Origin of the sequence: Actinomadura physcomitrii (assembly GCF_008923205.2) — a bacterium.
GTDB classification, from domain to species: Bacteria; Actinomycetota; Actinomycetes; order Streptosporangiales; family Streptosporangiaceae; genus Spirillospora; species Spirillospora physcomitrii.
On record NZ_WBMS02000012.1, the window covers coordinates 61567 to 84940 of the forward strand.

A 23374-nucleotide genomic window follows, 5' to 3' on the forward strand; every position below is an offset into this window, starting at 1 on the left:
CGTCCCATGGGCATCCCCGAAACCGAGACGGGCGCGCTGCGATCGGCGGCCGAGCACGGCCGGATCAGCGCGCTGGCCGTCGACTGCCAGCGCGGCCTGCAGGACTGCGCGCAGCGGCACGCGGAACTGTTCCCCGGCGGCCCGTTCGACCCCCGGCTGATCAGCGGGGTGACGCTGGCGAACGCCTTCGGCTCGCCGGAGGCCACCGCGGACGAGCTGTCCGTCGCCTGCCGCTCGTCGCTGTGGGTGTTCGCGGCCGACTGGCTCGTCGACTACGCCGCGAAGGACCGGGCCGAGATCGACGCGCTCACCGGGGCCGTCCTCGCCGTCGCCGACGGCGGGGACCCGCAGGTGCCGCTCGCCGGGTTCCTCGCCGAGATCCGCGACGACCTCGCCCGCCGCCCGGCCTTCCCGGAGCTGCGGGCGCGCTGGCGGGCGCAGCTCGAACGCTACATGGCGGCCATGACGCGCGAATGGGAGTGGCACGCCGCCGTCAAGGGCGGCGGCGCCGCGCCGACCTTCGACGAGTACGTCGCCAACGCGGACAACTTCGGCTCCACCCTCGTCAACCTCTCGCACTGGATCATGACGTGCGGACCGGCGGCGCTGGACCGCTTCGACGCGCTGTGGGCGGCGAGCGGGACCGTCCAGCGCGTCCTGCGGCTCCTCAACGACCTCGCGACGCTCCAGCGCGACCTGGAATGGGGCGACCTCAACCCGCTGATGCTCGGCGCGACCCGCGAGGACGTCGTCAAGCGGATCGACGCGCTGGTCGAGCAGAGCCTGGCCGAACTCGCCCCGCTCCGCGCGCACTGCCCGCGGGAGACCGCCTACCTGGAACGCCAGATCGGCTTCAGCACCGGCTTCTACGGGCGTACCGACTACTGGGGCGACCTGTGAGCGTCCAAGGCGAGCACCCGGCGGGCCCGGGCCCGGCGCCGGCCGTTCCCGTCTCCGACCTGGCGGAACGCGCTCGCAGCGTGGTCACCGGCCTGCTGGAGGCCCCGTGGGGGCGGGTGTCGCCGTCGGTGTACGAGACCGGCCGGCTGGTCGCCCTCGCGCCGTGGCTGACCGGCCACGGCGAGCGGCTCGGCCACCTCCTCGCGGCGCAGCGCCCGGACGGCGCTTGGGGAGCGCCCGGAGCCTACGCGCTCGTCCCCACGCTGAGCGCGACGGACGCCCTCCTGACCGCCCTGAGCGATGGCTCGGCCCAGGCGAACGGCGCCCGGGCGAACGGCGAAGCGCTGGCGCGCGGTGCCGCCCGCGGGCTCGACGCGCTGGCCGCCCTGCTGGACGGCCTCAGCGCGCGGGCCGTCCCCGACATGCCCGCGGTCGAGCTCATCTCGGCGCACCTGGCCGAGCGGATCAACGACCGTCTGGCGGAGTTCGGGAACCACCCGCGCCCGGAGCTCGGACTGCGGCATGTCCGCACCCGGCTGCGCGTCCCCGAGGGCTGGGACGCCGGGCTCGGGCCGATCCGGTCGCTGCTGAGCGCGGGCCGCCCGGTGCCCGCCAAGCTCGTCCACGCCCTGGAGATCGCGGGAGCGGCCGCGCACCGGACGGCGTCGGTCCGGCCCGGGCCGCGGACCGGCGGCATCGGCGCGTCTCCGGCCGCCACCGCGGCCTGGCTCGGGGGCGGCGGCCCGCCGCCTCCGGCGGACCCGGCGCGCCGGTTCCTGGAGGCCGCCGTCGCGCAGCATGGGGGGCCGGTGCCCTGCGGCGTTCCGATCACCGTGTTCGAACGAGCCTGGGTGCTGAGCGGCCTCCTGCGCGCCGGGGTCCCCGTGTCCGTGCCGCCGGAGCTCACCGCGTCGCTGGCCGCCTCGATCGGGACGTCCGGCACTCCCGCCGGCGAAGGGCTTCCCGCCGACGCCGACACGACCTCCGTGGCCCTGTACGCGCTCGCGCTTCTCGGCCGGCCGCACGAACCCGAAAGCCTCCTCCAGTACGAATTGGACGACCGTTTCTGCACGTGGGAAGGCGAGCAGGGAGCTTCCGTCACCACAAACGCCCACATACTGGACGCTTTTGGTGAATTCCTGAAGCATCGTCCGGACGCCCGGGCCCGTTACGCACCGTCCATGGTGAAGGCCGCGCACTGGCTGCAGGGCCGGCAGCACCCGGACGGAAGCTGGACCGACAGATGGCATGTCTCCCCCTACTACGCGACGGCCTGCGCCGCGCTCGCACTGCGGCACTTCGGCGGCATCGCCGCCTCCGGCAACGTTCGCCGCGCCGAGCAATGGGTCATCGGCAGCCAGCGCGCCGACGGTTCGTGGGGATGGTGGAACGGCACCGCGGAGGAGACGGCGCACGCGATGCTCGTCCTCCTCTCGGCCGCGGGACGGGGCCCGCTCCCGCACCGCGCCCGCGCCGCGGTCGCCCGCGCACGGGACTGGCTGCTCGGCCTCACCGACTGGACGGACGGGCCGGCGCTGTGGCACGACAAGGACCTCTACCTGCCCGGCGCCATCGTCGAAGCGACCGTCCTGAGCGCGCTTCACCTGGCACGATAGAGCGACCGCGACGGGCGCAAGTCCGCACGCGCAAGGACCTGGTGAATTTCGCCACAGCGATCTCTCCGGATCTCTCCTCGAATAGTGGATATTGACGCCTTACCGCAATCCTCCGTTGCTAAGGTGCTGCGGTGTGCGACGGCGCTCACCCCCGCCGCTCCGCGCGCTCGGACACGGACCGCAGGCCCTCCACCTCGACGGGATTGCGGGTCACGCTCATATGCCGTTGGGACAGGTCGTCAATGCGCTTCCGCAATTCACGTCTGCGGACCAAAATCACAGCTCTGCTGTTGTCGCTGGCCGCACTCTGGGCATTCGCCGCGTGGGTGACGCTGCGCGACGGTCTCGGGCTCCTGTGGGCCAACACCCTGGACGGGAAGATCAGCCGTCCGACGGTGTCGCTGGTGACGGCCCTGCAGGAGGAACGCCGGGCCTCCACCGTCTACATGGCGTACCCCGGTCAGCCGCAGCGCCAGGCGCTGCGCGCCGCGCGCGAGAAGACCGACGCCGCGGTCGCGAAGGTCCGTTCCAGCTCGTCCGGCGGCGACGTCTCCTGGGCGGCGAGCGACGCGCTCAAGGCACGGATCAAGCAGATGTCGGCGGCGCTGAACAAGCTGCCCGGTGACCGGGCGGCGGTCGACGCCCGCCGCGTCGCCCGCGGCCAGGCGTCCGCGGGCTACAACAGCATCATCGACACCGCGTTCCTGGTCTTCAACTCGACCGGCGCCGTGCTGAACGACGAGTCCATCTCCAAGGACAGCCGCACCCTCAACTCGCTGACCCGCGCGAAGGAGATCCTCGCCCGCGAGGACGCGATGCTCGCCGGAGCGATCGCCGCCCGCCGCTACGAGCCGGGCGAGCACGCCCGCTTCGTCGGCCTGGTCAGCACGTCCCGCTTCCTCGACGACGAGGCGGCGGCGGAACTGCCGCCCGAGGACCACGCGCGTTACCAGCAGCTGATCTCGGGCCCGTCCTTCACCCGGCTGCGCGCCCTCGAGGACCGCGCCATCCAGCACAGCACCGCCCGCCCGCCCGTCCAGGCCGCCGAGTGGCAGGCGGCCGCCCAGCCCGCGCAGGACGGCCTGGAGAAGCTCGTCCTGACCGGCGGTGACGAGCTGGTCGCACGCGCCAAGCCGGTCGGCGTCGGCATCATCGTCCGGCTGGTGCTCGCCGGCGGCCTCGGGCTCATCGCGGTCATCGCGTCCATCATCGTGTCGATCACCACGGCGCGCGCCCTCGTGCGGCAGCTCGAACGGCTGCGCGTCGCCGCGTGGGAGCTGGCCGAGCAGCGGCTGCCCGGCGTCGTCGAACGCCTCGGGCACGGCGAGAAGGTGGACGTCTCGGTGGAGGCGCCGCCGCTGCAGTTCGGCACCGACGAGATCGGGCAGGTGGGACGCGCGTTCAACGCCGTCCAGGAGACCGCGCTCCGCACCGCGGTCGAGCAGGCGGAGCTGCGCCGCGGCATCCGCGACGTCCTGCTCAGCCTGGCCCGCCGCACCCAGACCCTCGTGCACCGGCAGCTGACCATGCTGGACACCATGGAGCGCCGCCGCGACATCGAGGTCAAGGAGCTGGAGGAGCTGTTCCGGCTCGACCACCTCGCCACCCGGATGCGGCGCAACGCCGAGAACCTCATCGTGCTGTCGGGCGCGCTGCCCGCCCGCGGCTGGCGCAGCTCGGTGCCGATGATCGACGTCGTGCGCGCCGCGGTCGGCGAGGTCGAGGACTACACCCGCGTCACCGTGCTGCCGTTCGGGCCCGTCGAACTGGCCGGGCGCGCGGTCGGCGACGTCACCCACCTGCTCGCCGAGCTGATCGAGAACGCGGTGTCGTTCTCCCCGCCGGACACCGTCGTGCAGGTCGGCGGGCACCTGGTCGCCAACGGCTTCGCGATCGACATCGAGGACCGCGGCCTCGGCATGACCGACGAGAAGCTCGCCGAGATCAACGCGCGGATCGAGGACCCGCCCGACTTCAACCTGCAGAGCTCGGTGCAGCTCGGCCTGTTCGTGGTCAGCAAGCTCGCCGAGCGGTACGGGCTGCGCGTCCAGCTGAAGCGGTCCGCCTACGGCGGCACCACCGCGGTCGTCGTCATCCCGACCGAACTCGTCGTGGAGGAGAGCGACCGCGTGCGCGTGCCCGCGGCCACCAAGACGCAGAACGGGCTGGAGGTGCGCCGGCCCACCGCGGTCGGCGCGGGCCGTTCCGGCGGAGCCGCGACGCTCACCGTGGGCGGCACCGGACCGCAGCCGGCGCCGGCCGTGCCCGCGCTGGTCGCGGTGCCGCCCCCCGAACCGGAACCGGCCGACCCGCTCGAACCGGCCGACACCGTCGGATCGGCCGGCGCGCCGGTCCCGCCGTCCGGGCCGGACCCGGACGGCACCACCGAGAACGGCCTGCCCCGGCGGCAGGACGAGCCCCCCGCGGACGAGGCGAGCTCCCCCGACGGCGCCCCGTCCACCTCATCCGGCCGCACCGGCGCCGGCGGCGGGCATCACGAACCGACCCAGCTCGAGGACCAGCCACCCGTGCCCGACATCTCCACCACACCGTCCGGCCTGCCGGTCCGCGTGCCGCAGGCGAACCTCGCCGAACCGCTGCGCACCGACGAGCCGCTCGTCGCCGACGAGCAGGACGAACCGGACGACCCGGGCCGCTCTCCCGAGGAGATCAAGCGGATCATGGGTTCGTACCAGCGCGGCACCCGGCAGGGACGGTCGGACGCAGCCGAGGCCCTCGGCAATCACGCAGCGGAAGGCGAGGAAGGTCAGTGACGCAGAAGACCGGTTCATCATCCGACCTGGGTTTTTTGCTGGACGACCTGGTCCACCGGTTGCCGCACGCGCGCAACGCGGTGGTGCTGTCGGCCGACGGCCTGCTGATGGCCTCCTCGGCGGGCATGAGCCAGGACGACGGCGAGCACCTGTCCGCCGTGGCGGCGGGCATCCAGAGCCTCGCCAAGGGCGCGGGCACCCGGTTCGGCGGCGGCCCCGTCCGGCAGACGATCGTCGAGATGCAGTCGGCGTTCCTGCTGGTGTCGGTCGCCGGCAAGGGCGCCTGCCTGGCGGTGCTGGCCGGCGAGGAGGCCGACGTGGGCCTCATCGCCTACGAGATGGCGATGCTCGTCACGAGCATGGGCCACCACCTCACCTCGCCGTCGCGGTCGGAGGGGGCGGAGGAGGGGCGTCCGGCATGATGCCGCCGGAGGAGCCGGGACAGGAGCCCTGGCCGCAGGACCCCGCGCTGCACACCCCCGGCCACGAGCGGATCTACGACGAGAGCGCCGGCCCGATGGTGCGCCCGTACGTGATGACGAGCGGCCGCATCGAACCCGTCCACGGCAAGTTCGACCTCATCACGCTGGTGGTGGCGGCCGGCCCCGAGCCGGAGGGCCCGATCGGGCTCGGCCCCGAGCACCTGTCGATCATCCGGCTGTGCCAGCAGGTGATGTCGGTCGCGGAACTGACCGGCCACCTCGACCTTCCGGTGGCGACCGTGCGGGTGCTGCTCGGCGACCTGCTCGGCAAGGGGCTCGTCACGATGCAGGAGCCCGAACCGGAGGCGGACATGCACGACATCAGGCTCTATAAGGCGGTGATCGATGGTCTCCGGGCGCTCTGACTCCGGGGGCGGGCGGCGCGACGGGCGCGCCCGCCGGATGCCCACCGCGGTCAAGATCGTGATCGCGGGCGGTTTCGGGGTCGGCAAGACGACGATGGTCGGCACCGTCTCCGAGACGCGGCCGCTGCGGACCGAGGAGATCCTCACCGACGAGAGCGTCGGCGTCGACGACGTCTCCGGGGTGGAGCGCAAGACGACCACCACGGTCGCGATGGACTTCGGCCGCCTCACCTTCCGCGACGACTACGTCCTGTACCTGTTCGGCACCCCCGGGCAGGAGCGGTTCTGGTTCATGTGGGACGAGGTGTCGCTCGGCGCGCTCGGCGCCGTCGTGCTCGCCGACACCCGCCGGCTGTCGGACTGCTTCCCGTCCGTCGACTACTTCGAGCGCCGCGGCACCCCGTTCATCGTGGCGGTCAACTGCTTCGAGGGCGCCCGGCAGTACGACCTCGCGGAGATCCAGCAGGCGCTGAACCTGGGGCCGAAGGTCCCGGTGATGCTGTGCGACGCCCGCCGCCTCGACTCCTGCAAGCAGGTGCTCATCGACCTCGTCCTGCACGCGATGAAGTCCCGCGGACTGCCGGCGCTGGAGCCGCAGGGCGCCTGACCGCGGCCTCGCGCCGGGACCGGACCGCCGGTCCCGGCGTGCGGCGCGGGCGCGGGCCGGCGGTGCCGGGCGTCAGCCGGTGCGGGAGACGACGTAGTCGCAGAGGCCGGTGAAGGCGTCGCGGGCGGGGATGGCGGGGAGGGTGAGGAGCTCGGCGCGGGCGTCCTCGGCGTACTGGCGCAGGTCGGCGCGGGCGCAGTCCATGGCGGGGTGGGCGCGCAGGAGGGCGAGGGCCTCGGCGTGGAGGGCGTCGTCGGACAGGTCCTGGACGAGCAGTTCGCGCAGCCGGGCGTCGTCGGGGCCGGAGCCGACGCCCGCGAGGACGTGGTGCATAGGGAGGGTGCGGATGCCTTCGCGCAGGTCCGTGCCGGGGGTCTTGCCGGACTCGTCGGTCTCGGAGGTGATGTCAAGGATGTCGTCCTGCAGCTGGAACGCGACGCCGATCTTCTCGCACGCGGAGGTGATGGTGTCGACGACGCGGGCGTCGGCGCCCGACAGCAGCGCACCGAACTGGCCGGACACCACGATGAGCGAGGCGGTCTTGTCCGCGACGACCTGCAGGTAGTGCTTGAGGGGGTCGGCGCCCTCCGCCGGGCCGACGGTCTCCTGGATCTGGCCGCGCACCAGCCGCGCGAACGCGCGGGCCTGGATCCGGACGGCCTGCGGGCCGAGGTCGGCGAGCAGGTCGGACGCGCGGGCGAACAGGTAGTCGCCGGTGAGGATCGCGACGGTGTTCGTCCAGCGGGAGTTCGCGGACGCCTGCCCGCGCCGGACTGTCGCCTCGTCCATCACGTCGTCGTGGTAGAGGGTGCCGAGGTGGGTCAGCTCGACGACGACGGCGGCGGGCACCACCCCCGGCGCGGTGGGGTCGCCGAAGTGGGAGGCGAGCAGCACCAGCATCGGCCGGAACCGCTTGCCGCCCGCCTCGACGAGGTGCTTGGAGGCCTGGGTGAGCAGCGGGTCCTCGCCCCGCACCGACTCCAGCAGCAGCTCCTCGACTGCGGCCAGCCGCTCCCTGGCATCGGCCGCGAGGGCCGAATCGACGGGAAGCCCGAACGGGCCGGACTCCTCTCGGGCCGGCCCGCCGGACTTCTCAGCGATTGGGTCGCTCACCCAAGACTCCCTACCGGACGAACATGTGGGTCGTTGCGTGGCCCGCGAGGTCCAGAACCGGCTGCGGGATCACGCCGAGTACCACAGTAGCCGTCGCTCCGAGCGCCACCGCCACCGCGGTCGCCGGCCCGGCGACGACGACGGGGCCGTCCGCCTCCGGCTCGCTGAAGAACATCACGACGATCACCTTCACGTAGAAGAAGGCCGCGACCGCGGAGGAGACGACGCCGACCACGACCAGCGGGGTCGCGCCGCCCTCGACGGCCGCCTTGAACACCGCGAACTTGCCGGTGAAGCCGCTGGTCAGCGGGATGCCGGCGAAGGCGAGCAGGAAGAAGGAGAACACCCCGGCGACGACCGGGGAGCGCTTGCCGAGCCCCGCCCACCGCGACAGGTGCCCGGCCTCGCCGCCGGCGTCGCGCACCATCGTGACGACCGCGAAGGCGCCGATGGAGGTGAAGCCGTAGGCGACGAGGTAGAACATCGTGCTGGACAGGCCGTCGCGCGAGGTGGCGACGACGCCCATGAGCAGGAAGCCCGCGTGCGCGATGGACGAGTACGCCAGCATCCGCTTGATGTCGGACTGCGTGATCGCGATGATCGCGCCGACCACCATCGTGAGAATCGCCACGCCCCACATGTAGGGCCGCCAGTCCCACTTCAGCGTCTCGAACCCGACGTAGTACACGCGGAGGATCCCGCCGAACGCGGCGACGACCGTGCACGAGGCCATCAGCGCCGTGATCGGGGTCGGGGCGCCCTGGTACACGTCCGGCTTCCACATGTGGAACGGGACGCCGCCGAGCTTGAACAGCAGCCCGACCGACAGCAGCGCGACGCCCGCCAGCAGCAGCGTCTCGCTGCCGGCGTCCTTGCTGACCTGCGCGGAGATGTCCGACAGCCGGACCGAGCCGGCGTAGCCGTACAGCAGCGCCGTCCCGTACAGGAAGAACGCCGAGGAGAACGCGCCGAGCAGGAAGTACTTGACGGCCGCCTCCTGGGAGAGCAGCCGCCGCCGGCGGGCGAGGCCGCACAGCAGGTACAGCGGCAGCGACATGACCTCCAGCGCCACGAACATGGTGAGCAGGTCGTTCGCGGCGGGGAACATCATCATGCCGCCGACCGCGAACATCATCAGCGGGAACACCTCGGTCTGGGTGATCCCGGCGGCGGCGCTGCGCTGCTCGGCCTCGCTGCCCGGCAGCGCGGACGCCTGCGCGGCGAAGTGCCCGCCGGCGAGGCCGCCGCTGCGGCCGTTGCCGCGCTCGGCGATGAGCAGCAGGCTGACCAGCGCGAGGACGAGGATGGTGCCCTGGATGAACAGGGTCGGGCCGTCCACGCCGAGGGCGCCCTGCGCGGCGACGTGGTGCGGGTCGCCGAGCCAGCCGAGCAGGATCGTCCACACGAACGCGCCGGCGAGGCCGAGGAACGCGACCGGCACCTGCACCGCGTACCGCCAGGTGCGGCCGACGAACGCCTCGACGAGGACGCCCACGACGGCGATGCCCAGGACGAGCAGCAGCGGGCCGATCTGGCTGTACTCGATGTGCGGCGCCGGGATGTCACCCCCCTGGGCGAGCACCCCATGAGCCACCGGGCTCACGTGACTGGCAGGGCTCATGGACGGGCTCCGTTCTCGGCGACGTTACCGGTGAGCGTCGGCGCCGGGTCGTGCCGGTCGACACGGGCGAGCGTCTCCTTCACCGACGGGTTGATCACATGCAGCACCGGCTGCGGGAAGAAGCCCATCGCCACGATGATCGCGATGATCGGGGCGACGGCCCACTTCTCCCGGGCCGTGAGGTCCTTCATGCCCTCGACGGCCGGGACCTTCGGGCCGCCCATCGTCCGCTGGTACATCCACAGGACGTAGATGGCGGCGAGGACGACGCCGGTGACGGCGAAGCACGCGGCCACCTTGTAGCGGCTGAACGTGCCGACCAGCACCAGGAACTCCGACACGAACGGGGACAGGCCGGGCAGCGACAGCCCGGACAGGCCGGCGATGAGGAACGTCCCGGCGAGCACCGGCGCCGCCTTCTGCACCCCGCCGAAGTCGGTGATCTTCGCCGACCGGCGCCGGACGATCATGAAGCCGACGAGCAGGAACAGCGCGCCGGTGGAGAAGCCGTGGTTCACCATGTACAGCGCGGCGCCGGACTGGCCCTGCGAGGTCATCGCGAAGATGCCGAGCACGATGAACCCGAAGTGCGACACCGACGTGTAGGCGATGAGCCGCTTCAGGTCGACCTGCCCGATCGCGAGGATCGCGCCGTAGATGATGCTGATCACCGCGAACACCAGCACGGCGGGCGTGGCCCACTTGGACGCGCCGGGGAACAGCTCCAGGCAGAACCGGAGCATCCCGTAGGTGCCGACCTTGTCGAGCACGCCGACGATCAGCACCAGCGCGCCGGGCGGCGACTGCTGCGCGGCGGTCGGCAGCCAGGTGTGCACCGGCACCATCGGCGCCTTGATCGCGAACGCGACGAAGAAGCCGAGGAACATCCACTTGGCGGTGGTCGGGTCGAGGTGCAGCCCGCGCAGCTCCTCGAACATGAACGTGCCGTGCCCGAGGCCGCCCTCGCCGACCGGCTTGTTCGACAGCGGGTACAGCCAGACGACCGCGACGAGCATCAGCAGCCCGCCGAACAGCGAGTACAGCAGGAACTTCACCGCGGCGTAGGAGCGCTCGCGGGCGGCGCCGCCGCCGTAGTGCCCGATGAGGAAGTACACCGGGATGAGCATCGCCTCGAAGAAGACGTAGAACAGGAACACGTCGGTCGCCGCGAAGACGCCGATCATCGCCGCCTCGAGGGACAGCAGCAGCGCGAAGTAGCCCTTCACCGACCGCTTCGCCGGGACGTCCACGCCGCCGGACCGCTCGGCGTCCGTCCAGGACGCCAGCATGACGAGCGGGACGAGGATGACCGACAGCAGGATCAGCACCAGCGCGACGCCGTCGACGCCGAGCGCCCAGTGGATCCCGAACTCCTTGATCCACCAGTACTTCTCGGTGAACTGGAACCGGTCGCCGCCCGCGTCGAAATTGAGCGCCATGACCACGGCGAGGACGCCCACGAGCGTGGAGACGCCGGTCGAGAACCACTTGACCAGCGGCTCGTTGTCGCGCGGCAGCACGCTGACCACGACGGCGCCCAGCAGCGGCAGCGCGATGAGGACGCTCAGCCAGGGAAAGTCACTCATGACACGTTCACCACCAGGAGGGCGGCCACCACGAGAGCGGCGCCGAAGAACATCGAGAGTGCGTAGGAGCGGGCGAAGCCGGTCTGGATCCGGCGGAACCGCCCGGACGTGCCGCCGACGAGGGCGGCGAGCCCGTTGACGGCGCCGTCGACGCCGCGTCCGTCGAACCAGACCGCGAGCCGGGTCAGCCACTGGCCGGGCCGCATCAGCAGCGACTCGTTGATGGCGTCGCCGTACAGGTCCTTGCGGGCCGCGACGGTGACGAACGAGCCCTTGGGCGCCTCGCGCGGGACTGCGCGGCGGCCGTACTGCATCCAGGCGATCGCGACACCGACGATCATCAGGACGAACGTGGCCGCGCCCGGCGCGGTGATCCACTTGAAGTCCTCGGCGTGCTCCGGCTTGCCGGTGACGGGCTCGAGGAAGTCGGAGAACCCGCCGAGGATCAGCAGCCCGCCCGCGGCGACCGAGCCGATCGCGAGGACCATCAGCGGGATGGTCATCACCTTGGGCGACTCGTGCGGGTGCACGCCCTCCTCCCAGCGCTTCTCGCCGAAGAAGGTCATGATCATCACGCGTGCCATGTAGTAGGCGGTGATGGCCGCGCCGATCAGCGCGCAAGCGCCGAGGATCGCCCCGGACGTACCGCCCTTGTCGAACGCCGCCTCGATGATGCCGTCCTTGGTGAAGAAGCCGGAGAACGGCGGGCACCCGATGATGGCCAGGAACCCGAGGCCGAAGGTGACGTAGGTCGTCATCATGACGCCGCGCAGCGCGCCGTAGTGGCGCATGTTCACGTCGTCCTTGGTGCCGTGCATGACCGAGCCGGCGCCGAGGAACAGGCCCGCCTTGAAGAAGCCGTGCGCGATGAGGTGCGCGATGGCGAACACGTACCCGGGACGGCCGAGGCCGGCGGCGAGCGTCATGTAGCCGATCTGCGACATCGTCGACCCGGCGAGGGCCTTCTTGATGTCGTCCTTGCCGCAACCGATGATCGCACCGGCGAGCAGCGTGGCCGCGCCGACGATCGTCACCACCAGCTGCGCGGTGTCGGACATCTCGAAGATCGGCCCGGACCGGACGATCAGGTAGACGCCCGCGGTCACCATCGTCGCCGCGTGGATGAGCGCCGACACCGGGGTCGGGCCCTCCATCGCGTCCAGCAGCCAGGACTGCAGCGGCAGCTGCGCCGACTTGCCGCACGCGCCGAGCAGGAGCAGCAGCCCGATCGCCGTCGCGGTGCCGGAGCTCAGCTTCGTCGCGAGGCCCGCGTGCTCGGCGCCCGCGCCGAGGATCGGCCCGAAATCGACGGTGTTGAACGTGGCGAACATCAGCGCGATCGCGATGATCAGCCCCATGTCGCCGACGCGGTTGACGACGAACGCCTTCTTCGCCGCGGTCGCCGCGGTCGGCTTGTGCTGCCAGAACCCGATCAGCAGGTACGAGGCGAGGCCGACGCCCTCCCAGCCGAGGAACAGCACGAGGAAGTTGCCGCCGAGCACCAGCAGCAGCATCGCCGCGACGAACAGGTTCAGGTAGGCGAAGAACCTGCGCCGGTCGGGGTCCTCGGCCATGTAGCCGATGGAGTAGATGTGGATGAGCGAGCCCACCCCGGTGATCAGCAGCACGAAGCTGATGGACAGCGGGTCCACCAGCAGGTCCATGCCGATCTTGAACTGCCCGACGCTGATGAAGTCCCACAGGTGCACGGTGCGGCGCCGGGCGGCATCGTCGTAGCCGAGCATCTGGACGAGCATCGCGGCGCCGATGGCGAACGACGCCACCGGCACCGCCACGCCGAGCAGGTGCCCCCACTTGTCGGTGCGCCGCCCGCCGAGCAGGAGGATCGCGGCGCCCGCCAGGGGCAGCGCGATGAGAAGCCAGGACGCGGCCTGGATGCCTTCCGCTTTCATCCCCGGCCTCTCAGTACTTCAGCAGGTTCGCGTCGTCGACCGACGAGGACCTGCGGGTCCGGAAGATGGTCATGATGATCGCCAGCCCGACCACGACCTCCGCCGCGGCCACCACCATCACGAAGAACGCGATGATCTGGCCGTCGAGGGTGCCGTGCATGCGGGAGAACGTCACGAACGCCAGGTTCGTGGCGTTCAGCATGAGCTCGACGCACATGAACACCACGATCGCGTTGCGGCGCACGAGGACGCCGAGGGCTCCGATGGTGAACAGGATCGCCGAGAGCGCCAGGTAGTGCCCCGGACTCATTGACCAGCCTCGCCTTCACGCTCGTGGCCGCCCGCGCCGCCGCCCGCGTTCCCGCCGGCGGCCGGCGTGCCGGCCCTGACGACGCGCGACTCGGCGTCCGCGTCCTTCGCCTCTTCGGTGGCCGCCTTGACCGCGGCGACGTCCTCGTCGACCGCGCCCTGCTCGGTCCCGCCGTACAGGTCGGCGTGCCGTTCGGAGGTGTCGGTCTGCGCCGCGATGACGGGGTTGATCGACAGCTTCGCGGGCGTCCCGTCCGGGAGCAGCGCCGGCATGTCGACGGCGTTGTGCCGCGCGAAGGTGCCGGGGCCGGGCAGCGGGCCCGGGTGCGCGCCGGACGCGAACCGCTTCTTGGACAGGTCCTTCTGCGTCGGCTTCGGCTCGGTCCGCTCGCGGTGCGCCAGCACCATCGCGCCCAGCGCCGCGGTGATCAGCAGCGCGCTGGTCGCCTCGAACGCGAACACGTACTTGGTGAACAGCAGCCGCGCCAGACCGAGGACGTTGCCGCCGGAGTTGGCGGCCTTCAGCCCGGCCGAGTCACCGAGCGCGGCGTTGCCGAGCCCCGCGGCGAGCAGCACGAAGAACCCGATCGCGACGATGACCGCCCAGAACCGCTGGCCCCTGATCGTCTCCACCAGCGAGTCGGTGGAGGTGACGCCGACGAGCATCAGCACGAACAGGAACAGCATCAGCACCGCGCCGGTGTAGACGATCACCTGGACGAACGCCAGGAACGGCGCGTTCTGGATCGCGTACATCGCGGCGAGGCAGAGCATCACGGTCGCCAGCAGCAGCGCCGAGTGCACCGCCTTGCGGACGAGGATCATGCCGAGCGCGGCGCACACCGACACGATCGCCAGCAGCCAGAAGAAGAACGGCTCGGCGGACCACTTGTCGGCGACGTGCCCGGCGAGGACCCCGCTCGCGAGGACTTTGCCCGCGAAGACGTGGGAGGTCACTTGCCCTCACCGCCCTTGGCCGTCTTCTCGCGCTTGACCGCGTTGTCGGCGCTCGCCCGTCCGCCGCCCTCGGCGGGGACGGTCGGCGCCGCGTCCTCCGACTTGAGGCCGAGGCGGTAGTAGTCCTCCTCGGTGTCGCCGAGCCGCATCTCGTGCGGCGGCGCCTCCATGCCCTCGCGCAGCGGCGCGAGCAGCATGTCCTTGGTGTAGATCAGGCTCTCGCGGCTGTCGTCGGCGAGCTCGTACTCGTTGGTCATCGTCAGCGCCCGCGTCGGGCACGCCTCGATGCACAGGCCGCAGAGGATGCACCGCAGATAGTTGATCTGGTAGGTGCGGCCGTACCGCTCGCCGGGCGAGTACCGCTCGTCCTCGGTGTTGTCGGCGCCCTCGACGAAGATGGCGTCGGCGGGGCAGGCCCAGGCGCACAGCTCGCAGCCGATGCACTTCTCCAGGCCGTCCGGCCACCGGTTGAGCTGGTGCCGCCCGTGGAAGCGCGGGGCGGTCGGCTTCTTCACCTCGGGGTACTGAACGGTCTCGCTCTTCATGAACATCTGGTGGAACGAGACCCCGAACCCCTTGACCGGATTCAGGAAATCAGTAAGTCCCACTGGTGACCTCCTCGGAGGCGGATTCGATCGTGGCCGGGCGGGCCGGCTCGTCGCGGGCCCGGCCGTGGTAGTGGGGGGCGTCCATCGGCGGCACCGGGAACCCGCCGGCGAACGGGTCCGGGCGGGCGGGCGCCTCGGCGTCCGGGACGATCTCGCCGCCCTCGCCGCCCTCGCCGCCGCGGAACATCTCCCAGATCACCGTGGCCACCAGGACGACAACGATGACCCCGACGGTGATCCACAGGATCGTCTGGATGTCGTGGCCGTCGTTCTTGAACGCCTTGATGGTGGACACGAGCAGGATCCAGGCCAGCGAGACCGGCATGAGGATCTTCCAGCCGAGCTTCATCAGCTGGTCGTAGCGGACCCGCGGGAGCGAGCCGCGCAGCCAGATGAAGAAGAAGATGAACAGCCAGAGCTTGACCAGGAACCACAGCACCGGCCACCAGCCGGAGTTGGCGCCCGACCACACGGTGGAGATGGGCGCGGGCGCCCGCCAGCCGCCGAGGAACAGCGTCGTGCACAGCGCCGACAGCGTCGCCAGGTTGATGTACTCGGCGAGGAAGAACATCGCGAACTTCAGCGACGAGTACTCGGTGTGGAAGCCGCCGACCAGCTCGCCCTCGCCCTCGGGGAGGTCGAACGGGATGCGGTTCGACTCGCCCATCATCGTGATCACGTAGACCACGAACGACGGCGCGAGCAGCACCGCGAACCAGATGTGGTCCTGCTTGGCGACGATCTCGGAGGTGGACATCGACCCGGCGAACATGAACACCGCGACGAACGACAGCCCCATCGCGATCTCGTAGGAGATCATCTGCGCGGACGAGCGGAGCCCGCCGAGCAGCGAGTACGGCGACATCGACGACCAGCCCGCCAGCACGATCCCGTAGATGCCCATCGACGACATCGCCAGCACCAGCAGCACCGCGACCGGCAGGTCGGTGCCCTGCAGCGCGGTGTGGTGCCCGAAGACCGACACCGTCGGGCCGAACGGGATGATGATGAACGAGATGAACGCCGGCACCGCCGACATCACCGGCGCGAGGACGAACACGATCTTGTCGACCTGGCGGGGGACGATGTCCTCCTTCAGCGCCAGCTTCACGCCGTCGGCGAGGCCCTGCAGCAGGCCCTGGGGCCCGGCGCGGTTCGGGCCGACGCGCAGCTGCATCCGCCCGATGACGCGCCGCTCGACCCACATCGACAGCAGGACGGTCAGCACCAGGAAGACGAAGATGACCAGGACCTTGCCGCCGATCAGCCACCACGGGTCGTTGCCGAACGTGGCGAGCGTGGGATCGGCGGCGGGCGCCGCAAGCGGACTCATCGGGTACCTCCCGCGTTCTCGGTCGGGCGGGCGAGCACCCCGCTCGCGATCTTGACGACGCCGCCCGCCGCCGCGCCCAGGTCGCGGTGCAGGGCGCAGCCGGCCGAGTTGGTCGGCAGCCACACCACCCGGTCGGGCAGGTCGGCGGTGATCTCCAGCGGGAGCGTCACCTCGCCGCGCGGCCCCGACACCGTGACGGCCGCGGTCGCGCCGATCTCCGCCGCGGTCGCGGGCGACAGCCGGGCCGCCGCGGCCTTGGCGGTGCCCGCGAGGAACGGCTCGCCGTCCTGGAGGCGGCCCCGGTCCAGCAGCAGCCGCCAGGTCGCCAGCAGCGCCTCGCCCTCCTCGGGGTGCGGCGGCAGCGCCTGCACGACCTCCGGCGGCTCCGGCCGCTCGCCGCGGTGGGCGCCGAGCTGCGCCAGCTCCCGCCGCGCCGCCTCCGGGCCGGGCAGCCCGAGGTGGACGTCCATCTCGTCGGCGAGCGCCTGCAGGACCCGCAGGTCCGACAGCTTCCCGGCGGACTTCAGCACGATGTCGAACGGGCGGCCGCGGCCCTCCCAGTCGACGAACGTGCCGGCCTTCTCCGCGACGGCCGCGACGGGCAGCACCACGTCGGCGCGGTCGGTGACCGCGCTCGGCCGCTGCTCCAGGCTCACCACGAACGGGGTGGCCTCCAGCGCCCGCAGTGCCGCGTCCGGGTCGGGCAGGTCGTAGGGGTCGACGCCGCCGACCAGCAGCGCGCCGAGCCGTCCGGCCCCGGCCGCCGCGACGATGTCGGCGGTGTCCTGGCCGGGCCCGGCGGGCAGGTCCGCGACGCCCCAGGCGCGAGCGACCTCGGCGCGCGCCTCCGGGTCGGTGACGGGGCGGCCGATCGGCAGCAGCCCGGGCAGCGCCCCGGCCTCGATCGCGCCGCGCTCCCCGGCCCGGCGCGGCACCCACGCCAGGCGGGCCCCGGTGACCTGCGCCAGCCGGATCGCCGAGGTCAGCGCGCCGGGGCTGGTGGCGAGCCGCTCGCCCAGCATGATGACGGCGCCGGGCGTCTCCAGCAGCGTCCGGACGCCGGCGCGGGACGGGTCGCCGATCAGCGAGCCGAGCGTCTCCGACTCCGAGCCGGGCGCCGTCGCCAGCAGCGTCCCGCCGACCTTCGCCAGGCCGCGGGTCGCGAACGGGGCGATCCCGAACACCTTCAGCCCGTTCTTGCGGAACGCCTTGCGCAGCCGCAGGAACACGATCGGGGACTCCTCCTCCGGCTCGAAGCCGGCGAGGACGACCACGGGCGCCTTCTCCAGGTCGGCGTAGGACACCTCGATGGGGCGGCCCGCGACCGAGGAGGCGAGGAACCGCGTCTCCTCGTCCGACAGCGGCCGGGCCCGGAAGTCGACGTCGTTGGTGTGCAGCGCGATCCGCGCGAACTTAGCGTAGGCGTAGGCGTCCTCGAGGGTGACCCGGCCGCCGGTGAGGACGCCCGCGGAGCCGCGCGCCGCCGCGAGGCCGCGGGCCGCGACGGTCAGCGCCTCCGGCCACGACGCCACTTCCAGCTCGCCGTTCTCGCCCCGGACCAGCGGGTGCGTCAGCCGCTCGGGGTGCGTCCCGTAGGTGAACGCCCAGCGGCCCTTGTCGCAGTTCCACTCCTCGTTGACCTGCGGGTCGTCCCCGGCCAGCCGGCGGGTGATCTTCCCCCGCCGGTGGTCGGTGCGCAGCGCGCACCCGGACGCGCAGTGCTCGCAGACGCTCGGCTGCGACACCAGGTCGAACGGCCGGGACCGGAACCGGTACGCGGCGCCGGTCAGCGCCCCGACCGGGCAGATCTGCACCGTGTTGCCGGAGAAGTAGGACTGGAACGGCTTGCCGTCGGCCGCGCCGACCTGCTCCTTCGCCCCGCGCTCGAACAGGTCGATGAACGCGTCGCCGGCGATCTGGTCGGAGAACCGGGTGCAGCGGGCGCACTGGATGCAGCGCTCCCGGTCCAGCAGCACCTGGCTGGACAGCGGGATCGGCTTGGGGAACGTCCGCTTGGTCTCGATGAACCGGGACTCGCCGCGCCCGTTGGACATCGCCTGGTTCTGCAGCGGGCACTCGCCGCCCTTGTCGCAGATCGGGCAGTCCAGCGGGTGGTTGATCAGCAGCAGCTCCATCACGCCGTGCTGCGCCTTGTCGGCGACCGGCGAGGTCAGCTGGGTCTTGACGACCATCCCGGGCATCACCGCGGTGGTGCACGACGCCTGCGGCTTCGGCATCCCGCGCCCGTTGCCGGCGTCGGGGATCTCCACCAGGCACTGCCGGCAGGCCCCGACCGGGTCCAGCAGCGGATGGTCGCAGAACCGCGGGATCTGGATGCCGAGCAGCTCGGCGGCCCGGATGATCAGCGTGCCCTTCGGCACCTCGATCTCGAAGCCGTCGATGGTGCACGAGACCATCTCGACCGGCGCGGGAGCAGCCGACTTGTCGTCGGTGACGGTCACTTCGCACCTCCCCAGAGGGTGGACTTGGCCGGGTCGAACGGGCAGCCGCCCTGCTCGAAGTGCTGGAGGTACTCGTCCCGGAACAGCTTGATCGACGAGACCACCGGGCTCGTCGCGCCGTCGCCGAGGGCGCAGAACGAGCGGCCGAGGATGTTGTCGGACAGGTCGAGGAGCGTCTCCAGGTCCTCTTCCTCGCCCTGGCCCGCCTCCAGCCGCTTGAGCATCTGCTTGTACCAGTAGGTGCCCTCGCGGCACGGCGTGCACTTGCCGCACGACTCGTGCGCGTAGAACTCCGACCAGCGCAGCACCGCGCGGACGACGCAGGTCGTCTCGTCGAAGATCTGCAGGGCGCGGGTGCCGAGCATCGACCCGGCGGCGCCGACGGACTCGAAGTCCAGCGGGACGTCCAGGTGCTCGTCGGTGAAGATCGGCGTGGACGAGCCGCCGGGCGTCCAGAACTTCAGCCGGTGCCCCGCGCGGATCCCGCCCGCCATGTCGAGCAGTTCGCGCAGCGTGATGCCGAGCGGCGCCTCATACTGCCCGGGCCGGGTGACGTGCCCGGACAGCGAGAAGATGCCGTAGCCCGCGGACTTCTCGGTGCCCATCGAGGTGAACCAGTCGGCGCCGTTCTCCACGATCGAGGGAACCGACGAGATCGACTCGACGTTGTTGATGACGGTGGGGCCGCCGTACAGGCCCGAGACCGCCGGGAAGGGGGGCTTGAGCCTGGGCTGACCGCGGTATCCCTCCAGGGAGTCCAGCAGCGCCGTCTCCTCGCCGCAGATGTAGGCGCCGGCCCCGGTGTGCACGACCACGTCCAGGTCGTAGCCGGAGCCGAGGATGTTCGTGCCGATGTAGCCGGCCTCGCGCGCCTCGGCGACCGCCTGCTGCAGCCGGCGGATCACGTGCAGCACCTCGCCGCGCACGTAGATGAACGCCTGGTTCGACTTGATGGCGTAGGAGCTGATGATGACGCCCTCGACGAGCACGTGCGGGTTCGCCATCATCAGCGGGATGTCCTTGCAGGTCCCCGGCTCGGACTCGTCGGCGTTGACGACGAGGTAGCGCGGGTTCGGGCTCTCGGCGGGCAGGAACCCCCACTTCATGCCGGTGGGGAACCCGGCGCCGCCGCGGCCGCGCAGGCCGGAGTCCTTGACCATCTGGACGATCTCGTCCGGCGCCAGCCCGAGCGCCTTGCGCAGCGCCCGGTAGCCGCCCTCGCGCTCGTAGCCCGCGAGGGTGAACGAGTCGGCCTGATCCCAGTTCTTGGTGAGGATCGGGGTGAGCGTGGTCACTGGTTACGGCCCTCCTGGCTGCCCGGCTTCACGTCGCCGCCGATCGGCTTGCCCGGCTCGTTGGGCGGCGGATCGGTGATCTCGCGCGCCTGGACCGGCTCGTGCGGGGCCGCCTTGCCGGTGTCGGAGGACGGCGCCTGCCAGCCGCGCTGCTTGGCGAGCTCCAGGCCGCGCAGCGACTCGGGCCCGGCCTGGACGCCCTCGTGGGCGCGGCCGTCGGGGAACCCGGCGAGGACGCGGGAGGCGTCCTTCCAGCTGCACAGCTTGTTCGGGCCCCGCGAAGGAAGCACTTCCTTACCCGAGCGCAGGTCGTCGACCAGCTGCTTGGCCTTCTCGGGAGTCATGTTGTCGAAGAACTCCCAGTTGACCATCATCACCGGCGCGAAGTCGCAGGCCGCGTTGCACTCGATCCGCTCCAGGCTGACCTTGCCGTCCGGGGTGGCCTCGTCGTGCCCGACGCCGGTGTGCTCGGTCAGCTCGTTCCAGATCTGGTCGCCGCCCATCACCGCGCACAGCGTGTTGATGCACACGCCCACGTGGTACTCGCCGACCGGCTGGTGCTTGTACTGCGTGTAGAACGTCGACACGCCCGTCACCTGCGCCGGGGTGATGCCGAGCTGCTCGGCGCAGAACTCGATGCCGTCCTGCGAGACGTGCCCCTCCTCCGACTGCACCAGGTGCAGCAGCGGGAGCAGCGCAGACCGCGGCTTCGGATACCGGCCGATGATCTGCTTGGCGTCGCGCTCGAGGCGCTCGCGCACCTCCGGTTCGAACGTCATCGGTCCACTCCCCCCATGACCGGGTCGATGCTGGCCACCGCGGCGATGACGTCGGCGACCATGCCGCCTTCGGCCATCGCGGGCGTGGCCTGCAGGTTGACGAAGGACGGCTCGCGGAAGTGCACCCGGTACGGGCGGGTTCCGCCGTCGCTGACCACGTGCGCGCCGAGCTCGCCGCGCGGCGACTCGATGTGCGAGTACGCCTGCCCCGCCGGCACCCGGAAGCCCTCCGTCACCAGCTTGAAGTGGTGGATCAGCGCCTCCATCGAGGTGCCCATGATGTGCGCGATGTGCCGGGGCGAGTTGCCCATCCCGTCCGCGCCGATCGCCAGCTGCGCCGGCCAGCCGATCTTCTTGTCCTCGATCATCACCGGGCCCTTGACCCGCTGCAGCCGCTCCACGCACTGCTCGACGATCTTCAGCGACTCCTCCATCTCCTGCATCCGCACGAGATAGCGGCCGTACACGTCGCAGGTGTCCTGCGTCGCGACCTCGAAGTCGTAGGTCTCGTAGCCGCAGTAGGGCTGCGACTTGCGCAGGTCCCACGGCAGCCCGGTGGCCCGCAGCATGGGGCCGGTGACGCCCAGCGACATGCAGCCGGTGAGGTCGAGATACGCGACGTCCCTGGTCCGGGCCAGATAGACGGGGTTGGCGTCCATCAGCTTCCGCAGCGCCTGGATCCGCTTGGGCATCCGGTCGAGGTAGTCGCGGATCTTGCTGAGCGCACCGCTCGGCAGGTCCTGGGCGACGCCGCCCGGACGCACGTACGCCATGTTCATCCGCAGACCCGTGATCTCCTCGAAGAGGTCAAGGGTGTACTCGCGCTCGATGAAGCCGTTCAGCATGACGGTCGTCGCGCCCAGCTCGAGGCCGAACGTGGCGATCGCGACCAGATGGGAGGAGATCCGGTTCAGCTCCATCATCATCACGCGGATGATCTGGGCCCGCTCCGGCACCTGGTCGGTGACGTCCAGCAGCTTCTCCACGCCCAGGCAGTACGCCGTCTCGTTGAAGATCGGCGCGAGGTAGTCCATGCGCGTGCAGAACGTGGTGCCCTGCGTCCAGGTGCGGAACTCCATGTTCTTCTCGATGCCGGTGTGCAGGTAGCCGATGCCCACCCGGCAGTCGTCGACGGTCTCGCCGTCGAGGGTCAGGACCAGCCGCAGCACGCCGTGCGTGGACGGGTGCTGCGGGCCCATGTTGACCACGAGCCGCTCGTCCCCGAGGTCCTCGGCGCCCGCGACGACCTGGTCCCAGTCCTGGCCGTTGACGTCGAACACCCGGCCCTGCTTCTCGCCGCCCGACGCGGCCGCCTCCTCGGCGGCGTAGGCGTCGTACTCGGTGTACTTCGTTGAGCTCATACGTACGACCGCCTCTCGTCCGGCGGGGGGATCTCCGCGCCTCGGTACTCGACGGGGATGCCGCCGAGCGGGTAGTCCTTGCGCTGCGGATGGCCGACCCAGTCGTCGGGCATCTCGATGCGGGTGAGCGCGGGGTGACCGTCGAAGACGATCCCGAAGAAGTCGTAGGTCTCGCGCTCGTGCCAGTCGCACGTCGGGTACACCGGCACCAGCGACGGGACGTGCGGGTCGGCGTCCGGGCAGGTCGCCTCCAGCCGGACGCGCCGGTTGTGGGTGATCGACAGCAGGTGCACGACCGCGTGCAGCTCGGCGCCCTCGTCCTTCGGGTAGTGCACGCCGGACACGCCGGAGCACAGCTCGAAGCGCAGCGACGGCTCGTCCCGCATGGTGCGCGCGACCTCCAGGAGCCGCTCGCGCTTGACGACGAAGGTCAGCTCGCCGCGGTGCACGACGACGCGCTCGATCGCGTCGCCGAAGTCCGGCAGCGCGCGCTCCAGCTCGTCGGCGATCTCGTCGAACTCCCCGGCCTCGGCTGCGCCGCCGGGCCCGCCGTAGGGGCGCGGCGCGGTGACCTTGGGGCTCTGCCGGATGACCAGCCGCCCGTATCCGGAGGTGTCGCCGGTCGTCTTGGCGCCGAACATGCCGGTGCGGGCGATCGGCTGCTCGCGGCGCTCCTCCTCGGCCTGCGCGGGCAGCTGGTCGGCGCCCTGCTCGGCCCTCTGCTCAGGATTCTCGGAAGACATCTAAACCGTTCCTTGTCCCAGCAGCGGAAGCTGGCGGCGCTGGGCCTCTTCCAGCTCGACGATCTGCTTCTTGCGCTGCGGGCCGAGCTTGGTGTTCTGGATCTTGTCGTGCAGCTTGAGGATCGCGTCCAGCAGCATCTCCGGCCGCGGCGGGCAGCCGGGCAGGTAGATGTCCACCGGGACGATGTGGTCGACGCCCTGCACCACCGCGTAGTTGTTGAACATGCCGCCGGACGAGGCGCACACGCCCATCGCGATGACCCACTTGGGCTCGGTCATCTGGTCGTAGATCTGCCGCAGCACCGGGGCCATCTTCTGGCTTACCCGGCCCGCGACGATCATCAGGTCGGCCTGCCGCGGCGTCGCGGACGCGCGCTCCATCCCCCAGCGGGAGAAGTCGTGCCGCGGGTCGCCGGCCGCCATCATCTCGATCGCGCAGCACGCCAGGCCGAACGTCGCCGGCCACACCGAGCTCTTGCGCGCCCAGCCCGCGACCTGCTCGACCGTCGTCAGCAGGAACCCGCTCGGAAGCTTTTCCTCTAGACCCATG

At 71.3% G+C, this 23374-nt stretch carries 20 protein-coding genes; 6 read left to right on the forward strand and 14 right to left on the reverse strand.

All coding sequences use genetic code 11. The features are described from left to right. Nucleotides 1–6: 6 nt before the first annotated feature. From F8568_RS48225 to F8568_RS16960, 6 genes are all read left to right on the forward strand, one after another. The gene (locus F8568_RS48225) at nucleotides 7–900 is read left to right on the forward strand and encodes a terpene synthase family protein (RefSeq protein ID WP_151594516.1); all 894 of its coding nucleotides are present in this window, start codon (nucleotides 7–9) and stop codon (nucleotides 898–900) included. Then, nucleotides 897–2516: a prenyltransferase/squalene oxidase repeat-containing protein gene (locus tag F8568_RS16940; RefSeq protein WP_151594517.1), complete on the forward strand. Its 1620-nt coding sequence runs from the start codon at nucleotides 897–899 to the stop codon at nucleotides 2514–2516. Before F8568_RS48225 ends, F8568_RS16940 begins: the two co-directional genes overlap by 4 nt. Before the next feature lie 290 nt (nucleotides 2517–2806). After that, nucleotides 2807–5290 (forward strand): sensor histidine kinase, encoded by a 2484-nt coding sequence (locus F8568_RS16945; protein WP_236008840.1) that lies wholly within the window; start codon nucleotides 2807–2809, stop codon nucleotides 5288–5290. Beyond that, complete coding sequence (locus tag F8568_RS16950; protein WP_151594519.1) at nucleotides 5287–5712, forward strand: roadblock/LC7 domain-containing protein; 426 nt, start codon at nucleotides 5287–5289, stop codon at nucleotides 5710–5712. Before F8568_RS16945 ends, F8568_RS16950 begins: the two co-directional genes overlap by 4 nt. After that, the gene (locus F8568_RS16955) at nucleotides 5709–6137 is read left to right on the forward strand and encodes a DUF742 domain-containing protein (protein ID WP_151594520.1); all 429 of its coding nucleotides are present in this window, start codon (nucleotides 5709–5711) and stop codon (nucleotides 6135–6137) included. The genes F8568_RS16950 and F8568_RS16955 overlap by 4 nt, the downstream gene beginning before the upstream one ends. Beyond that, the gene (locus F8568_RS16960; protein WP_151594521.1) at nucleotides 6118–6744 is read left to right on the forward strand and encodes a GTP-binding protein; all 627 of its coding nucleotides are present in this window, start codon (nucleotides 6118–6120) and stop codon (nucleotides 6742–6744) included. Before F8568_RS16955 ends, F8568_RS16960 begins: the two co-directional genes overlap by 20 nt. A gap of 72 nt (nucleotides 6745–6816) precedes the next feature. On the opposite strand, the gene F8568_RS16965 is transcribed toward F8568_RS16960, so the two are convergent. Genes F8568_RS16965 through F8568_RS17030 form a run of 14 tightly spaced genes read right to left on the reverse strand, consistent with a single transcriptional unit; the run spans nucleotide 6817 to nucleotide 23373 of the window. Further along, entirely contained in the window at nucleotides 6817–7857 is a 1041-nt protein-coding gene (locus tag F8568_RS16965; RefSeq protein ID WP_407924473.1) for a polyprenyl synthetase family protein, read from the reverse strand. Nucleotides 7858–7867: 10 nt separating this feature from the next. After that, complete coding sequence (gene nuoN, locus F8568_RS16970) at nucleotides 7868–9478, reverse strand: NADH-quinone oxidoreductase subunit NuoN (RefSeq protein WP_151594522.1); 1611 nt, start codon at nucleotides 9476–9478, stop codon at nucleotides 7868–7870. Beyond that, the gene (locus F8568_RS16975) at nucleotides 9475–11064 is read right to left on the reverse strand and encodes an NADH-quinone oxidoreductase subunit M (RefSeq protein WP_151594523.1); all 1590 of its coding nucleotides are present in this window, start codon (nucleotides 11062–11064) and stop codon (nucleotides 9475–9477) included. Before F8568_RS16975 ends, nuoN begins: the two co-directional genes overlap by 4 nt. Beyond that, nucleotides 11061–12977, reverse strand: a complete 1917-nt coding sequence (nuoL, locus tag F8568_RS16980; RefSeq protein WP_151594524.1) for an NADH-quinone oxidoreductase subunit L — start codon at nucleotides 12975–12977, stop codon at nucleotides 11061–11063. Before nuoL ends, F8568_RS16975 begins: the two co-directional genes overlap by 4 nt. A 10-nt stretch (nucleotides 12978–12987) precedes the next feature. Then, complete coding sequence (nuoK, locus tag F8568_RS16985) at nucleotides 12988–13287, reverse strand: NADH-quinone oxidoreductase subunit NuoK (RefSeq protein WP_151543260.1); 300 nt, start codon at nucleotides 13285–13287, stop codon at nucleotides 12988–12990. After that, nucleotides 13284–14243 carry an NADH-quinone oxidoreductase subunit J gene (locus tag F8568_RS16990; protein ID WP_151594525.1) on the reverse strand — a complete coding sequence of 320 codons (960 nt, stop codon included), beginning with the start codon at nucleotides 14241–14243 and terminating at the stop codon, nucleotides 13284–13286. Before F8568_RS16990 ends, nuoK begins: the two co-directional genes overlap by 4 nt. After that, nucleotides 14240–14851: an NADH-quinone oxidoreductase subunit NuoI gene (nuoI, locus tag F8568_RS16995; RefSeq protein WP_151594526.1), complete on the reverse strand. Its 612-nt coding sequence runs from the start codon at nucleotides 14849–14851 to the stop codon at nucleotides 14240–14242. The genes F8568_RS16990 and nuoI overlap by 4 nt, the downstream gene beginning before the upstream one ends. Further along, the gene (nuoH, locus tag F8568_RS17000) at nucleotides 14838–16184 is read right to left on the reverse strand and encodes an NADH-quinone oxidoreductase subunit NuoH (protein ID WP_151594527.1); all 1347 of its coding nucleotides are present in this window, start codon (nucleotides 16182–16184) and stop codon (nucleotides 14838–14840) included. The genes nuoI and nuoH overlap by 14 nt, the downstream gene beginning before the upstream one ends. Further along, nucleotides 16181–18646 carry an NADH-quinone oxidoreductase subunit G gene (locus F8568_RS17005; RefSeq protein ID WP_151594528.1) on the reverse strand — a complete coding sequence of 822 codons (2466 nt, stop codon included), beginning with the start codon at nucleotides 18644–18646 and terminating at the stop codon, nucleotides 16181–16183. Before F8568_RS17005 ends, nuoH begins: the two co-directional genes overlap by 4 nt. Then, nucleotides 18643–19941, reverse strand: coding sequence for an NADH-quinone oxidoreductase subunit NuoF (gene nuoF / locus F8568_RS17010; RefSeq protein ID WP_151594529.1), 1299 nt, complete (start codon nucleotides 19939–19941; stop codon nucleotides 18643–18645). Before nuoF ends, F8568_RS17005 begins: the two co-directional genes overlap by 4 nt. Beyond that, a complete protein-coding gene (gene nuoE, locus F8568_RS17015) occupies nucleotides 19938–20720 on the reverse strand; it encodes an NADH-quinone oxidoreductase subunit NuoE (RefSeq protein WP_151594530.1) in 783 nt (260 codons plus the stop codon). The genes nuoF and nuoE overlap by 4 nt, the downstream gene beginning before the upstream one ends. Further along, on the reverse strand, nucleotides 20717–22081 hold the full coding sequence (locus F8568_RS17020) for an NADH-quinone oxidoreductase subunit D (RefSeq protein WP_151594531.1): 1365 nt from the start codon (nucleotides 22079–22081) through the stop codon (nucleotides 20717–20719). The genes nuoE and F8568_RS17020 overlap by 4 nt, the downstream gene beginning before the upstream one ends. Continuing rightward, entirely contained in the window at nucleotides 22078–22824 is a 747-nt protein-coding gene (locus F8568_RS17025) for an NADH-quinone oxidoreductase subunit C (RefSeq protein ID WP_151594532.1), read from the reverse strand. Before F8568_RS17025 ends, F8568_RS17020 begins: the two co-directional genes overlap by 4 nt. Further along, nucleotides 22825–23373, reverse strand: a complete 549-nt coding sequence (locus F8568_RS17030; protein ID WP_151594533.1) for a NuoB/complex I 20 kDa subunit family protein — start codon at nucleotides 23371–23373, stop codon at nucleotides 22825–22827. Nucleotide 23374 lies beyond the last annotated feature (1 nt).